11 protein-coding genes, 4 tRNA genes and 2 other RNA genes are annotated in these 14,769 nt (G+C 59.4%); 5 read left to right on the top strand and 12 right to left on the bottom strand.

Annotated elements, in window-relative coordinates; all coding sequences use genetic code 11:
* Positions 1 to 4: 4 nt before the first annotated feature.
* Positions 5 to 2,557, bottom strand: coding sequence for a class I adenylate cyclase (locus ACJ8PE_RS21830; RefSeq protein WP_019452546.1), 2,553 nt, complete (start codon positions 2,555 to 2,557; stop codon positions 5 to 7).
* Between the two features lie 316 nt (positions 2,558 to 2,873).
* Between ACJ8PE_RS21830 and hemC the strand changes: the two genes are divergently transcribed.
* The 5 genes from hemC (at position 2,874) to ACJ8PE_RS21805 (ending at position 7,462) form a co-directional block, all read left to right on the top strand.
* Positions 2,874 to 3,815 carry a hydroxymethylbilane synthase gene (gene hemC / locus ACJ8PE_RS21825; RefSeq protein WP_047573146.1) on the top strand — a complete coding sequence of 314 codons (942 nt, stop codon included), beginning with the start codon at positions 2,874 to 2,876 and terminating at the stop codon, positions 3,813 to 3,815.
* Entirely contained in the window at positions 3,812 to 4,552 is a 741-nt protein-coding gene (hemD, locus tag ACJ8PE_RS21820; protein WP_273873448.1) for a uroporphyrinogen-III synthase, read from the top strand. The genes hemC and hemD overlap by 4 nt, the downstream gene beginning before the upstream one ends.
* Before the next feature lie 22 nt (positions 4,553 to 4,574).
* The gene (hemX, locus tag ACJ8PE_RS21815) at positions 4,575 to 5,699 is read left to right on the top strand and encodes a uroporphyrinogen-III C-methyltransferase (protein WP_033645029.1); all 1,125 of its coding nucleotides are present in this window, start codon (positions 4,575 to 4,577) and stop codon (positions 5,697 to 5,699) included.
* Positions 5,700 to 5,702: 3 nt separating this feature from the next.
* Positions 5,703 to 6,899 carry a protoheme IX biogenesis protein HemY gene (gene hemY, locus ACJ8PE_RS21810; RefSeq protein ID WP_197792960.1) on the top strand — a complete coding sequence of 399 codons (1,197 nt, stop codon included), beginning with the start codon at positions 5,703 to 5,705 and terminating at the stop codon, positions 6,897 to 6,899.
* Between the two features lie 266 nt (positions 6,900 to 7,165).
* Positions 7,166 to 7,462, top strand: a complete 297-nt coding sequence (locus ACJ8PE_RS21805) for a hypothetical protein (protein WP_404769114.1) — start codon at positions 7,166 to 7,168, stop codon at positions 7,460 to 7,462.
* A 133-nt stretch (positions 7,463 to 7,595) separates the two neighbouring features.
* Here ACJ8PE_RS21805 and ACJ8PE_RS21800 read toward each other — a convergent pair.
* From ACJ8PE_RS21800 to wzxE, 11 genes are all read right to left on the bottom strand, one after another.
* Positions 7,596 to 7,724, bottom strand: a non-coding RNA gene (locus ACJ8PE_RS21800) — RtT sRNA.
* A gap of 34 nt (positions 7,725 to 7,758) precedes the next feature.
* Positions 7,759 to 7,887, bottom strand: a non-coding RNA gene (locus ACJ8PE_RS21795) — RtT sRNA.
* A gap of 35 nt (positions 7,888 to 7,922) precedes the next feature.
* Positions 7,923 to 7,999 (bottom strand) — tRNA-Pro (locus ACJ8PE_RS21790).
* 74 nt (positions 8,000 to 8,073) lie between these two features.
* A tRNA-Leu gene (locus tag ACJ8PE_RS21785) sits at positions 8,074 to 8,160 on the bottom strand.
* A gap of 37 nt (positions 8,161 to 8,197) precedes the next feature.
* Positions 8,198 to 8,273 (bottom strand) — tRNA-His (locus ACJ8PE_RS21780).
* Positions 8,274 to 8,336: 63 nt separating this feature from the next.
* Positions 8,337 to 8,413, bottom strand: a tRNA-Arg gene (locus tag ACJ8PE_RS21775).
* 135 nt (positions 8,414 to 8,548) lie between these two features.
* On the bottom strand, positions 8,549 to 9,952 hold the full coding sequence (thrP, locus tag ACJ8PE_RS21770) for a bifunctional threonine/serine APC transporter ThrP (protein ID WP_004934226.1): 1,404 nt from the start codon (positions 9,950 to 9,952) through the stop codon (positions 8,549 to 8,551).
* 365 nt (positions 9,953 to 10,317) lie between these two features.
* Positions 10,318 to 11,058, bottom strand: coding sequence for a lipopolysaccharide N-acetylmannosaminouronosyltransferase (wecG, locus tag ACJ8PE_RS21765; protein ID WP_197760377.1), 741 nt, complete (start codon positions 11,056 to 11,058; stop codon positions 10,318 to 10,320).
* A 14-nt stretch (positions 11,059 to 11,072) separates the two neighbouring features.
* Positions 11,073 to 12,440: an ECA oligosaccharide polymerase gene (gene wzyE, locus ACJ8PE_RS21760; protein WP_033631481.1), complete on the bottom strand. Its 1,368-nt coding sequence runs from the start codon at positions 12,438 to 12,440 to the stop codon at positions 11,073 to 11,075.
* On the bottom strand, positions 12,437 to 13,522 hold the full coding sequence (locus ACJ8PE_RS21755; protein ID WP_033645035.1) for a TDP-N-acetylfucosamine:lipid II N-acetylfucosaminyltransferase: 1,086 nt from the start codon (positions 13,520 to 13,522) through the stop codon (positions 12,437 to 12,439). Before ACJ8PE_RS21755 ends, wzyE begins: the two co-directional genes overlap by 4 nt.
* Positions 13,519 to 14,769 (bottom strand): lipid III flippase WzxE, encoded by a 1,251-nt coding sequence (gene wzxE, locus ACJ8PE_RS21750; RefSeq protein ID WP_042783443.1) that lies wholly within the window; start codon positions 14,767 to 14,769, stop codon positions 13,519 to 13,521. The genes ACJ8PE_RS21755 and wzxE overlap by 4 nt, the downstream gene beginning before the upstream one ends.

The following is a 14,769-nucleotide window of genomic DNA, read 5'->3' as shown; positions in this document are numbered from 1 at the left end:
GGCGTCAATGCAGCTGGAACTGCTGCTTCAGCGGCTGAGCGGCGCCGTCGGCCACCGTCACGCACAGGCTGGACAGCACGTTGCTGCGGAACGGGATCACCTGCGTGCGCCCGTCGAGCTGCACGATTTGATAGAACTGCGGCAGGTTGAAGTTGATGAAGCTGGAGCCGTAGGTAAAGCGGTCGTGCGACGAGGAATAGAAGCGGCTGACGTCGCGCACCAGCTCCTCTTTGCTGCCCTCGCAGTGGTGATACACCTCCACCCGATTCGACTCATCCAGAATATAGATGTTGAAGCCCTTGTCGTCTGAGGTGTCTTCGAAGAAGAACTGGATGATCCCCTCGCTGGCGAAGCCGTCCACTACCGGCGGCAGATGCACCTGATCGGTTTCCACCTTGATAGACAGGCCGTGCAGCTTGTTGTTGGAGATGGCGCCGTAAAACTCCACCGCGTTCTCCAGCTTCTGCACCGACACGCTCAGGCGCTCGAAGAACAGCCCCCAGGTCTGCCCGGCGACGCGCACCGCCTTGAAGCGGCCGGGTTCCAGCCGGGTACTGGACAGGCGCAGCTCGATGCACTCCGATACCAGTTGCTGAATACGGGTGCGGATCAGGCCGCGCAGGTGCTGGCTGTAGCAGAACACTTCCACCGACTCCGGTGGTGCGGCGTCTTGGTGCATTTTGCCGAGAATGGTTTTCAATGCTTCCAGCACCGACTGCTCGCCGCTGAAATGCAGGGTACGCACTTCGTTCCAAGAGTTGCGGTACAGCAGATCGATGCTGCCGACCAAACACTGCTGCTGCTGGCCGAAGCTGAACACGTCCAGCTTGCGGAAATCGAAGTGCACCACCTGATTGCGGAAGGCGGCGGTCGGATCGTTTTCCAGATTGACGATGATCGCCAGATGGCGAATCTCGCACGGGCTGTACAACGCTTTCGGCGTCGGTGCTGGCAGGCGCAGCGGGAAGTGATGGGAAACGTCGGCCACCAGCTCCTGCAGCTTGGCGGTGTCACACAGATTGCCGCTCTTGATGTGCAGGCGGGTCTGCGGCGTCAGCAGGCCGTTGAAATAGGCCCAGGCCACCAGCTTGTTCAGGTAGCGGTTATATTCCAGCGGCTGATGGCTGACGATCGAATCCATGGCCGGCGCCTGATTGTACAGGTACCAGCCGGTGCGGTTGGCGCGGCCAACCGGCACATGAATAAAGGTTAAATCGTTTTCCGACAGATCCGGCGAGATCTGCGGGTTCACCAACGTCACCTTGCCGGGCAGCGCTTCGAACGCCGCATACAGTTTGCGGGTCAGCACGCCGATATCCTGCGGGCTGGCGCTGACGCTGAGGTTGTTGCGGCGGGCGAAACGGATCAGGTTGCGGTAGCTCTGCATCATCGCGTCGAGCAGTTCGTTGTGCGCTTCGCGCACTCGCTCGATCTTCCAGTTGGCGCGGTTGTCCAGCATCGCCAGACGCTCTTCGCTCCAGCCCCACTCGCTGACCAATTGGCTGAGGATCTCGCGCCGCCAGCCGACGCAGGCCTTGGCCAGCGACAGCTTTTCACACACTTTCAGGTAGAAACAGCGACGGGCCAAATCGAGGCGGGTGGTGTCGTTGATGTCGGTGAGGTAGCGGGTGACGCGCTCGAGCATCATGCAGTAGGCGTCGAGCCCGAAGCTGACGATCTCGCCCTGGTGCAGGCGATGTTTGATGTCCGTCGCCAGCAGTTGGGTATTGGGGTATTCCCAGGAATAGGCCTCCAACAGCAGTGTTTTCAGCACCGCCTTGTAGGGCGAATCGATGCTCTTGTACAGCTGCCACAGGCTGGCGCCGAAGTACTCTTCCGCCGACAGCGAACTCAGGCCGCCGAGATCCAGCCACTCGTTCGGCGTCAGCGCGCCCTGCGCGTACAGCGACAGCACGTATTCATCGTAGTGCGCTTCTTCTTCGCCCGGCACCATGTTCCACAGGATGCGTTTACCGGCCAGGCGCACCGCGGTGCGGTAGAACTCGTCCAGTAACAGGATGTGCTGCGTCGAGCCGCAGTCTTCGCCGCCCAGGCTGCCGCTTTCATTATGGCGGAAACGGTTTTCGTCGATCAGGAAGAAGCTGACTTCCACCCCCATCGACGCGGCCCACTTCTCAAGCAGGCTGCATTTTTGCTGCAGGCGGGTGCGTTCTTCGTTGTCCAGCCAGGACTGGTGGCAGACCCAGATGTCGAGATCCGAGCTGCAGCTTTGGCCGATAGACGAGGTGCTGCCCATCGAATAGACGCCGGTGATCGGCAGCTCGCCGCTGGCCGGTTTGTCAAACGGGCTGCCCCATTTGTCTTCTAAATCGTTCAGGTAATCTTGTTGAGTTTCATCAGGCGTGTAGAGGCAAATGCCGTGGGGAACGTTACCGTTCAGGTAACCCGGCATCAGCGGGTGGTGGTGGTGCAGTAAGGTGGGCAGCAGACTGTATACCCGTTGAAACGCGGGCTTCATAGCCGCCAGGGCGCGATCGACGCGTAGCTGATTGATCGCATCCAGTCTCTGCTTCAATGTCTCGATGTAGAGGTACAAGACGTCTCGCCTGATTATCCCGGTGTTTAGAAAAAAACCCGTATTCCATAAGCGCCGTTAGTGTAAGAAGAATATTTGGCGACTTATTGCTGGAAACGTGATCAATTTAACACCTTGCTGATTGACCGTAAAGGAGGTAACGCTTCACAATTATTGTAGCGCTTCCCTAAACGATTTACCCGCAGTGTTAACTGCCCCAAAGCACATCACACGTCCCTTTGATTCCGTTGTCCTTTTTCCGCCTCCGGCTTCTTGCACTGACAGTATTGACTCTCAGTGGTAGGATGGATGGCGAAATATAAAAACGGTAACAAGCATGTTAGACAAAATTATTCGAATTGCCACCCGACAAAGCCCGCTTGCACTTTGGCAAGCACATTATGTGCAGCAACGTCTGATGGCCTGCCATCCCGGCCTGCAGGTCGAGTTGGTGCCGATGGTCACCCGCGGCGACGTTATTCTGGATACGCCGTTGGCGAAAGTCGGCGGTAAAGGCCTGTTTGTTAAAGAACTCGAGCTCGCGCTGCTGGAAGGCCGCGCCGACATCGCCGTGCATTCGATGAAAGACGTGCCGGTCGATTTCCCTGCCGGGCTCGGTTTGACCACCATTTGCGAACGCGAAGATCCGCGCGACGCTTTTGTTTCCAATCGTTTCGCCTCGCTCGATCAGCTGCCGCTGGGCAGCGTGGTCGGCACCTCCAGCCTGCGCCGTCAGTGCCAGCTGCGTGAACGCCGCCCGGATCTTGTCGTGCGTGACCTGCGCGGTAACGTCGGCACTCGCCTGGCCAAGCTGGACAACGGCGACTACGACGCGATTATCCTGGCGGTGGCCGGCCTGAAGCGTTTAGGCCTGGAGCAACGCATCCGCAGCCCGCTGAGCGCCGAAGAGTGCCTGCCGGCGGTCGGCCAGGGTGCGGTCGGCATTGAATGCCGTCTCGACGACAGCGTCACCCGCGCGCTGCTGGCGCCGCTGAACCATGCGGCCACCGAAACCCGCGTGCGCGCCGAGAGGGCGATGAACACCCGCCTGGAAGGCGGCTGCCAGGTGCCGATCGGCAGCTATGCCGAACTGGATGGCGACAGCCTGTGGCTGCGCGCCCTGGTCGGCGCGCCGGACGGCAGCCAGATGGTGCGCGGCGAACGCCGCGGCCCGGCCGCCGAGGCCGAACGGATGGGCGTTGAGCTGGCGGAAGAGTTGCTGGCGCGCGGCGCGCGCGAGATCCTGCGCGAGGTTTATCAGGGAAATCCGCCGGCATGACGATCCTGGTAACCCGCCCATCGCCTTCGGGGGAGCTGTTAGTGAGCCGGCTGCGCGCACTCGGCCGGGTTGCCTATCATGCACCGCTGATCGACTTCGCGCCGGGCGGCGATCTGCCGCAGCTGCCGCAGGCGTTGCAGCAGCTTAGCGCCGGCGATCTGGTGTTCGTGCTGTCGCAACATTCGGTGAGTTATGCCGATTCGGTTATCGGCCGCGCCGGGCTGAGCTGGCCCGCTCACCTGGCTTATTACGCCATCGGCCGCACCACCGGGCTGGCGCTGCACCGCATCAGCAGTTTGCCGGTGGAATACCCGCGCGAACGCGAGATCAGCGAAACGCTGCTGCTGCTGCCGGCGCTGCAAAAATTGGCGGGCAAACGCGCGCTGATTTTACGCGGCAACGGCGGCCGCGAACTGTTGGGGTCGACGCTGAGCGAGCGCGGCGCCGACGTCAGCTATTATGAATGCTATCAACGCAGCCCGGTGCACTACGACGGCAGCGAGCAAAGCGCCCACTGGCAGCGCGCCGGTGTGGATACGCTGGTGGTGACCAGCGGTGAAATGTTACAACAGCTCTATACTTTAGTTCCTGATTACTATCGTTCTTCATGGCTGCTGCGTTGCCGCCTGGTAGTAGTGAGCGAACGCCTGGCTACCCTCGCCCGGGAATTGGGCTGGCGTACGATTCGGGTAGCTGACAACGCCGATAATGACGCGCTGATCCGCGCGCTACAATAATCTGACTATGGGATGTGCCACTATGACGGAACAAAATACCCCAGCCGCCCCGGTTGAAGAACCCACCACCGCGGTTGAGAGCTCCCAGCAGCCAGCCGCTGCCAGCCGCAAAGGCAAGAACACCGGCCCGGTGCTCGGCGCGATCGCTATCGTGCTGGTCATCGCCCTCGGCGCGGGCGGTTATTATCATACGCACAAGCAGGCACAACAGCTGATCGCCGCCAATCAGGCGCTGCAGCAGCAGCTTGACGGCGTGAAGCAGAGCCAGCAGCAGGAAAGAAATGCGCTGGAAGGCTTGTTGCAACAGCAGGGTAAAACCCTGGACGCCGCCGATCGCGAGCAGGCGAACCTGGCGCGCCAACTGAGCGAGCTGCAGGAAAAAGTGGCGACCATCTCCGGCAGCGACGCCAAAACCTGGCTGCTGGCGCAGGCCGATTTCCTGGTGAAAATGGCCGGCCGCAAGCTATGGAGCGATCAGGACGTGACCAGCGCCGCCGCGCTGCTGAAAAGCGCCGACGCCAGCCTGGCGGACATGAACGATCCGAGCCTGCTGGACGTGCGCCGCGCCATTACCGAAGACATCAGCACGCTTTCTACGCTGACCCAGGTCGATTACGACGGCATCATCCTCAAGGTCAATCAGCTGTCCAATCAGGTGGATAACCTGCGCCTGGCCGATAACGACACCGACGAAGCGCCGATGGATCAAAACAGCAGCGAGCTCTCCGGCTCGATCGGCGAATGGCGGCAGAACCTGGCCAAGAGCTGGCGCAATTTCATGGCCGACTTCATCACCATCCGCCGTCGCGATACCAGCGCCGAACCGCTGCTGGCCCCGAATCAGGACATCTACCTGCGCGAAAACATCCGTTCGCGCCTGCTGGTGGCCGCACAGGCCATTCCGCGTCACCAGAACGAGACCTACAAGCAGTCGCTGGAAACCGTCTCCACCTGGGTGCGCGCCTATTTCGACACCACCGATCCGGCGACCAAGGCCTTCCTTGAAGAGCTGGACAGCCTGAGCCAACAGTCGATCTCGATGGACGTGCCGGATCAGCTGAAAAGCCAGCCGCTGCTCGAAAAAGTGATGCAGACCCGGGTGCGCAACCTGATGACCCAGTCCCCTGCCGCTCATCAGGAGGGTTAAGCCATGTTACGCGTGCTATTTCTGTTCCTGGTGGTGATCGCCAGCGTGGTGCTCGGGCCGATGTTGGCCGGGCATCAGGGCTATGTGCTGATCCAGACCGATAACTACAATATTGAAACCAGCGTCACCGGCCTGGTGATCATGTTGGTGCTGCTGTTCGTGGTGCTGCTGGCGATCGAGTGGATCCTGCGCCGCATCTTCCGTACCGGCGCCCGCACGCGCGGTTGGTTTATCGGCCGCAAGCGCACCCGCGCGCGTCAGCAAACCAAAGCCGCGCTGATCAAACTGGCGGAGGGCGACTACAAGCAGGTTGAAAAGCTGATGACGCGCAACGCCGATCACGCCGAACAGCCGGTGGTGAACTATCTGCTGGCCGCCGAGGCTGCGCAGCAACGCGGCGATGACTTCCGCACCAATCAGTATCTGGAGCGGGCCGCAGAAGCCGCCGATACCGATCAGCTGCCGGTGGATATCACCCGGGTTCGCATCCAGCTGGCGCAGGGCGAGAACCACGCCGCGCGCCACGGCGTCGATCGCTTGCTGAACCAGGCGCCGCGCCATCCGGAAGTGTTGCGCCTGGCGGAACAAGCCTATCTGCGCACCGGCGCCTATGCGTCGCTGCTGGAAGTGCTGCCGTCGATGCGTAAAATCGAACTGCACAGCGAAGAGCAGCTGCAGGCGTTGCAGCAACAGGCTTACATCGGGCTGATGAATCAGGCGATGGCGGACGAAGGCAGCGAAGGCCTGAAGCGCTGGTGGAAAGATCAGAGCCGCAAGACGCGTCACGAAGTGCCGCTGCAAATCGCGATGGTGGAGCACCTGATCGAATGCAACGACCACGAACTGGCGCAGGAGATTGTGCTCGACGGCCTGAAACGCCAATATGACGAGCGCCTGGTGCTGTTGCTGCCACGGCTGAAGTCCGGCAACCCCGACCAGCTTGAGAAAGCGCTGCGTCAGCAGATGAGGCAGCACGGCGCGACGCCGCTGTTGAACAGCACGCTGGGGCAGTTGCTGATGAAGCACGGCGAGTGGCAGCAGGCGGCCGACGCCTTCCGCGAAGCGCTGAAACAGCGTCCGGACGCCTACGATTACGCCTGGCTGGCCGATACGCTGGAGAAACTGCATCGTTCGGATGAAGCGGCGCAGATGCGGCGTGAAGGACTGATGTTGACGCTGAAACAGAACGGCGGCGAATAACCGCCCGCCCGGCAGAGAAAGCGTGGCCTCGGTGCCACGCTTTTTTTTGCCCGTTAGCTTGCTGAAGCGCAAAAAAAAACACTTGCCGCATGGCAAGTGTATAAAGAAGCAATCAGGTCTAGGACAACAGGGGCGGTGCCTCACTCAACGTTTTGCCCTGAGCGTGATGACGGGTTAGTCATCGTTCTCGTGGGCGATAGGCACCCTAAATCGGCTCTGCGTCATTCCCAGGGTTTATGAAGCCTAAGGCGAACATAAGAAATGGAATGAGCATCTACGCTGTAGGTATTGCACTTGGCGTGCCAACTTTCAGTTTCAGGAAAGTCGCTATAAAAAATAGCATTCAATTGATTGAAAATATTGAATTTTTATTTACGTCTAACTTTCTCTCAGCATGCCGTCCCCTGTCGTTCTTTACCCACGGACGATCTGACGCTGTCGCCGCAAAACGACGACTTAAGCCAAAGCCACTTTTAATGTTTAAAATCAATGCATTATGTGTCTCAACCTGGCGACAACGTCGAACCACATTGTCGCTGAAAACCTACACACGTGCCGGTTGAGACAAAATGCCAATGTTCAGATACGCAAAAACCCGTGCAATGCTGCACGGGTTGGTCGCTATGCGTTTCGTCGCGGCGGGAAGGACTTACCCTCATAATAAAAAAACCGACTTACGTCGGTTTCTTTGAAACTGGTCAGCGAGAGAAAGATGACGCGCGCCCCAGGATGTAACGCCCTGCGGGCCGTTGCTAAAGCAACGTCGTCTCGCTTCGCGAGGCTCGAACCTCCTGCGGAGGTGCTCATCCTCATAAACCGCAGGCGTAAAAAAACCGACTTGCGTCGGTTTCTTTGAAAGTGGTCGGCGAGAGAGGATTACGCGCATCCTTGATGCGCGCCCTGCGGGCCGTTGCTAAAGCAACGTTGTCTCGCTTCGCGAGGCTCGAACCTCCTGCGGAGGTACTCATCCTCATAAACTGCAGGCGAAAAAAAACCTGCTTTAAAAGCAGGTTTTTCGAATGGTGGTCGGCGAGAGAGGATTCGAACCTCCGACCCACTGGTCCCAAACCAGTTGCGCTACCAAGCTGCGCTACTCGCCGATTTGTGTTGCTCATACTACCCGATTTATCAGACCGTTGTCCATATAAATCTTATATTTATCAGATATTTTGCGTGGTGCGAAGAGAGGGACTTGAACCCTCACGTCCGTAAGAACACTAACACCTGAAGCTAGCGCGTCTACCAATTCCGCCACCTTCGCACTGTCACAAAATACTGCTAAATCTTCACTTAGGAAGTGGGGTGGCTAATGGGACTCGAACCCACGACAACTGGAATCACAATCCAGGGCTCTACCAACTGAGCTATAGCCACCATTACTACTTCTTCTTACTCACGCGGTAATATTACCACCGCAGCTCCTGCGCACAAACTTAATGGCGCGCCCGACAGGATTCGAACCTGAGACCTCTGCCTCCGGAGGGCAGCGCTCTATCCAGCTGAGCTACGGGCGCGTAGCGCCGTTGCGGGAGGGGATACTACGGATTTACGCCAATCCTGTCTAGTGCTTTTTCGCAGAAATGTTGCGTTTGATTACGCTTTGCTCACTCCTGCGCAGGAAAGCGCACTCCGTAGCCCCTTTTCACCGTTTATTGCCGCGTTTCTACCCGATTTTCAGCCGGATGATGTTTCTTATGCATGCCGAAAGCGAAGTAGCACAGGCTGACGCCCGCTAAGAAAATCGCCCCGACCAGCAGGGAAATTCGCGTATCCGGGTTGATTCCCATGCCGACCAGCACGCAAACCAGAAAAGCGATGGTCAGATAGTTCACATACGGGAACATGATCGACTTAAAGCTGTGGTTTTTGATCGCTTCCTTGTGCGCGCGGCGGAAATAGAGTTGGCTTATCAGCACCACGAACCACGGCACCATGCCCGGCAACACGCTGGCGCTGTAGACATAGACGAACACCTGCTCCGGATTGGGGATGATGTAGTTCAGCGCGGAGCCCACCAACAGGCAGCCGATGGTGACGGCGATGCAGTTGACCGGCACGCCGCTGGCGGAAAGCTTGGTCAGCGCCGCCGGCAGTTGGCGATTCTTGGCCAGGGCGTACAGCATGCGGCCGCCGCTGTACATGCCGCTGTTGCAACCGGAAAGCGCGGCGGTCAGTACCACGAAGTTAATGATGCCGGCGGCGGCGACGATGCCGATCTTGGCGAAGGTCAGCACGAACGGGCTGCCGGTAGTGCCGATGCCGTTCCACGGGAAGATGGTCACGATGACGAAGATCGCGCCGACATAGAAGATCAGGATGCGCCACAGGATATTGTTGATCGCACGTTTCAGCGTTACCTGCGGGTTTTTGGCTTCACCGGCGGTAATGCCCACCAGCTCAACCCCCTGATAGGACGCCACCACGATGCATAGCGCAAACAGGAAGCCCTTCCAGCCGCCGGCAAAGAAGCCGCCGTGCGCCGTCAGATTGGCGAAACCGATAGGTTCACCGCCGTTGCCGAAACCGAAGAAGATCACCCCCAGCCCCACCAAAATCATCACGATGATGGTGGTGACCTTGATCATGGCGAACCAGAACTCCAGCTCACCGTACAGGCGCACCGCCGCCAGGTTGGCCAGCGCCACCATCGCCACGGCGATCAGCGCGGGGACCCACTGCGGTATTTCCGGGAACCAGAACTGCACATACACCCCGATGGCGGTGATCTCCGAAATGCCGACGGCGATCCACATAAACCAGTACCCCCAGGCGGTCAGGTAGCCGAAATAGGGATTCATGTATTTATGCGCGTAAACGGCGAATGACCCGGCAACCGGCTCGAGGAACAGCATCTCCCCCATCGAACGCATAATGAAGAACACGAACAGCCCGGCGATGATGTAAGCCAGCAGTACCGACGGCCCGGCCCATTTCAGCGTACTGGCCGATCCCATAAACAGGCCGACACCAATGGTGCCCCCGAGAGCGATAAGCTCGATGTGCCGGGCCTCAAGGCCTCGGTGTAGCCCTTGCGGTTTCTCTTTGTGTGCCATAAATCCTCAATAATTTTTCTCGGGTTGTGTTTGCCTGCCGGCCGCTGCCGGTCGTTATTGTCATTATTAAAAGAATAAATCATCCCCTGCCGTTCGGGTTGGCATCAACGGGTAGTCGGAGCGAAGTTACCGTGAGAAGAACATCGTTCAGCGCTGTCGCATCAGGCTTCAGCGGCCAGGGATAATTTCCGGGCGGTATCGTTTCGCATTTCGTCGCTATAAGCAAACCGCAATTTAAAACTTTATGGAATAAATGCGGCGACGTTTAGGGCTGGGGGTTATAGATATGCGGGAGAAATAGGCAAAAGCAGATTATTGGTACAGCAGACCGGGGCGAACCGACACATTCCACCCCGGATAACCGATTACATTTTGCCGCTGTAGTAGTAGCCGACAAACTTCAACAGCTTCAGCTGCCGGCCGATGCGGCTGGGCTGGCTGAGCAGGCGGTAAAGCCACTCCAGACCGAGGTTCTGCCACACCTTGGGCGCACGCTTCACATGGCCGGTAAACACGTCGTAGGTGCCGCCTACGCCCATATACAGCGCCTGCGGATGCACCTTGCGGCAGTCGCGCATCAGGATCTCCTGCTTCGGCGATCCCATCGCCACCGTCACGATGGCGGCGCCGCTGGCGCGAATACGCTCGAACAGCGCCTCTCGCTGCTCCGGTTTGAAATAGCCGTCCTGGCTGCCCACCAGGTTGACATTCCACTGGCTGCGCAGCTTTTGCTCGGTTTCCGCCAGCACCTCCGGCTTACCGCCGATCAGGAAGACCGGCGTGCCTTCACGGCCGGCGCGCTGCATCAAGGCTTCCCAAAGGTCGGCGCCCGCGACGCGCGAAACGTCCGCCGCCGGGTATTTGCGGCGAATCGAGCGCACCATGCTGATGCCGTCGGCGTACTTGTACTCCGCTTCATCCAGCAACGCATGCAGCGCCGGGTCCTCTTCCGCCTTCAGGATCTTTTCCGCATTCATGGCCACCAACGTGCCCTGTTTGACCCGGCCGCCGTCGAACAGAAAGTCCATGCAGTGCGCCATATCGCGAAAGCCCCACAGGCTGAAACCGCGCAGCTCATACTGCGGCACCGAAATCTTTGTTTCCATCGTCGTCATTACCCTTACAAAAGACCGTCCGCCCGTGGGGGAGAGGCCAGCGCGCGGGCGCGCGTCACTCTGGCCTTGATGAGCCCGGCGGTATCGAACAGCCAATACAGCAACTTCGCCAGCACCAGACAGGCGCCGAAAATAATGCAGAAGAACACCACGCGCGAAACGAATGAGTCCACCCCTTCGCGCGCCAACACGATCATGTTGAACACCGCGCCGAAGCAGAATCCTTGCAGGATAGCCGCCTTATAGCGGTTCGGTTCGGTTTTGCCCAACTCATACAGCCAGTCGAACCACTTGATGATCATGCCCACCAGAATCGCGCCGAGCGGGATGAACAGCGCGCCGCCCATCACCACCAGCGAACCGATCAGCGTCGGGGATATCGCCAGCCCGGAGTGGTTGTTCAGCACTTCCCAGGTGAAATAGTTGGCCGAGTTCAGCACCACGTCCGGCCGGCCCGGCCATAGCCACGTTGGGATAAAGACGTAGAAATCACGCAGGATCGGCGCCAGGCCCTGGAAATCGATCTTGTCGTAATTTTGCAGCAGCAGCGCCAGATTTTCCCACGGCGAGAAGGTGTCTCGGGTCAGATAGAGGAAGGTATAAAACGCTTCCGCGCCGCTAACGTCCAGGCTGTAGCGCTTCAACGCCAGCCAGAACATGCCGACCACGCCGAATATGCCGGCCGCCGCCAACATCCACAGCGTGATCCAGCCGCGCACGATGCCGATAAACAGGAACAGCGCGAAGGCGATGATGATATTCGCGCGGGTGCCGCCGACGATCACGTAGGTCAAAATGCCGAACGCCACCGTCGCCACCAGGAACAAGAACCAGGCGCGCAGATCCTGCCGCAGGAAATAGACCACCAGCATTGCCGGAATGAAGAAGTAGAAGAACCGTTTGAGCGCCACGCCGGACACGTCGCTGGAGAAGATCTGGCTGTAGGAATTGAGCTTGAACAGCAGGAAGCCGTTCTGCATGAAGAAGATACCCACGGTCCCGATCGCCACCAGCGCCAGCAGCACCCAGGTCATATGGGTTTCCACCCGGTTCATGGTGAACAGCGCCGCGCGCGGCTGAGAGCGGCGCTTGCGCAGCCGGGTCTTGTAGGTGACGTAATAGATGGCGTAAAACGCCGTCGCCGACAGCAAGGCGTACAGCAGAAACTCCACCGGCACCACCTCGACGTCAAACTGAAACACCAGCAGACAGGTCAGCGGGAAGCCGAAATAAAACGTCAGCAAATACAGCAGCGAGAAGAAGACGTTGAAGTTAAAGCGCACGCGCCGAAACTCCTGGTAGGTCAGCGTCAGAATAAACGTCAGGCTGACCAGGTAGACGACGAACAGACCGCCGAATTGCGCCAACGTCATGAGTGCTCTCCCGCCGCCAGCGCCAGGGCTTGCTGCCAGCCATCGACATAGTTCGGATTAAAGAAGGCGATCGTCTGCTTGTCCACCGCCGCCAGCTGACGCTGCGCTTCGCGCACCACCGCCTCGTCGAGCGAGTCGCCGTAGAACAGCACCGGCAGGTGCTGTTCCGCCAAATCCTGCCAGAACGGGTTCTGCCGGCTGAGCACGAAAGGCACGCCAAACTGAATCAGCAGACACAGGGTGCCTATCCCCTGCTGGCGATTGAAAATGAAATAACCCAGATCGCAGGCACGCAGGATGTTGAGGTAGTCCTCAAACGCCACCTGCTGCGTGAGCAGCTGCAGGTTTTTCTCGCCAAACAGCGGCAACCCGGCGGCGCGCACCTGCTCGATGTAGGCGTCGTTATTGGCCGGATAGCCCATCGGCAGGATCACGCGCACGTCGGCGCCGAACTGCTGATGTATCGCCTGCAGCGCTTCGATATGCCGGTTGCTGCGATCGCCGGAGTTGCCCACCAGAATCGTCATCGGCCCGGCCAGATTTTTCTCGACGTGAACGTCGGTCAGCGCCGGATCCATCCGCGTCGGGAAGTACAACAACGAGGCCGGCACCCGCGCATGGCGCTGCTGATAGTGGATCACGTCGCCGCGGGTGGCGAACACGTTCCCCACTCGCCCCTGAGCAATGCGGCGCAGCAGGTAAAACAGCCGAAATTTCCAGCTGGTGGCGTCTTCATACAGATCGGCGCCCCAAATATGCCAACTGACCTGATGCGCCTTGATCTTGCCGCTCAGCAGCGCCAGCCACAGCCCCGGGTTAAACTGACCGTGCAGGAAGAAGCGCGCATCGCGATCGGCCTGGGCGCGGGCGATCACCGCCGCCGCCAGGCTCTTCTTGTCGGCGTAAGGCTCAATGTTCAGGGCGGGGAAATCCCCCAGTGCCGCCACATCCTTGGCCGCCACCATAAAATGCCGCGTCTGCTCAGCCGGCAAACGCGGCGCCAGCACGTCGTTGAAGAAGCGCAGCACCGTCTGGTTATGATGCGGGATATCGGATCCCAGAACGTGAATCAGTGTGGTCATACTCGTCTACGATAAATAAGAAACACGCAGCTACAGAGCGCGAAATACACGATGTAGGTTGCCATATAGGCCTGAGCCGCCCCCAGCGCGCCGCGCAGCGGGATCAGCCAGTGCGAGAACAGCGTCAGCAGCAGAAACTGGCTGACTTCCGTCAGGATATAAAAGCGCAGCGACGCTTTGGCGATCACCAAATAGCCGAACACATAGGCCCCGACTTTCAGCACGTCGCCCACCAGCTGCCAGGCAAACAGATCGCGCATGGCGACGAACTTGTCCGAGAACAGCAGCCAGATGGCGAAATCACGCAGCAGCCACACCGTAAAGCTCGCCGCCGCTACCGCCGGCAGCACGAATTTCAGCGAGCGCACGATCTCCCGCGAGATGGCGCCCTTGTCCGTCAACCGCGACAGCGTCGGCAGCAGATAGACGGTAAACGAGGCGGTGATAAACTGCAGATAGGCATCGGAAATGCTGCTGACGCCTTGCCAGATCCCCACCTCATCCCAACCGTAATGCGCGGCCAACAGGTTACGCATCATCACGTAGGCCACCGGCAGCGTCACCGAGGTGATCAACGCCATGAGGGTGAATTTGCCGAGGTTGCCGGCCACCCCTTTGTCCCAGCGCGGAGCCAGGTAGCGCAGCGGCAACGTTTTGCGCCGCCACAGCATCAGCCCGGCCGGCACCACCACCAACGCCGGCACCAACGCCAGCCCTGCCAGCGCGCCTTCATAGCCGCCCAGCTTGAAGCACAGATAATAAGCCACCACGCCGATCAGGCTGCCGCCGATCACCGCCAGCGCGTTGCCCATCGCGTCGCGATAGCCTTTCAGCACCGCCATGAACAGGTTGGCGTAGGCGATGCCCATCTGAATGAAGGCGACGGCGCGCACCACGCCGACGTAATCGGCATGCCCGAACAGCCCGATGCTGATCGGCTCGGCGGCGAACAAAAACACCAGCGCCAGCAAGGTCGAAAAGCCCAGCACGATGCTCGACGCGGTGCCGACCGCCAGACGCAGACGCTGCGAGTCCTGGTGGTACTCCGCCACGTATTTGGTGATGCCGTTAAAAATGCCCGCGCCGGACAGCACGCCCAGCACGGTGATCAACTGGCGAAAGTTACCCGCCTGCCCCACGCCGCTGGGGCCAAACGCCACCGCCAGCAGTTTCACCACCAATAGCCCCACGCCAATTTTGATCAGCGTGGAGCCGGCGGTCCATATCGATGCTTTTGCCAACGACAT

Origin of the sequence: Serratia sp. CY74737 (assembly GCF_052166775.1) — a bacterium.
GTDB classification, from domain to species: Bacteria; Pseudomonadota; Gammaproteobacteria; order Enterobacterales; family Enterobacteriaceae; genus Serratia; species Serratia ureilytica.
This window is presented reverse-complemented; position numbering and strand designations above follow the sequence as displayed.

Bases quoted from the DNA above. Each gene is read 5' to 3' on its own strand.
- hemD (WP_273873448.1), top strand. From the start codon at position 3,812: ATGACGATCCTGGTAACCCGCCCATCGCCTTCGGGGGAGCTGTTAGTG.
- hemC (WP_047573146.1), top strand. From the start codon at position 2,874: ATGTTAGACAAAATTATTCGAATTGCCACCCGACAAAGCCCGCTTGCA.
- hemY (WP_197792960.1), top strand. From the start codon at position 5,703: ATGTTACGCGTGCTATTTCTGTTCCTGGTGGTGATCGCCAGCGTGGTG.
- ACJ8PE_RS21805 (WP_404769114.1), top strand. From the start codon at position 7,166: ATGAGCATCTACGCTGTAGGTATTGCACTTGGCGTGCCAACTTTCAGT.
- thrP (WP_004934226.1), bottom strand. From the start codon at position 9,952: ATGGCACACAAAGAGAAACCGCAAGGGCTACACCGAGGCCTTGAGGCC.
- hemX (WP_033645029.1), top strand. From the start codon at position 4,575: ATGACGGAACAAAATACCCCAGCCGCCCCGGTTGAAGAACCCACCACC.
- wzxE (WP_042783443.1), bottom strand. From the start codon at position 14,769: ATGTCGTTGGCAAAAGCATCGATATGGACCGCCGGCTCCACGCTGATC.
- wecG (WP_197760377.1), bottom strand. From the start codon at position 11,058: ATGGAAACAAAGATTTCGGTGCCGCAGTATGAGCTGCGCGGTTTCAGC.
- ACJ8PE_RS21755 (WP_033645035.1), bottom strand. From the start codon at position 13,522: ATGACCACACTGATTCACGTTCTGGGATCCGATATCCCGCATCATAAC.
- wzyE (WP_033631481.1), bottom strand. From the start codon at position 12,440: ATGACGTTGGCGCAATTCGGCGGTCTGTTCGTCGTCTACCTGGTCAGC.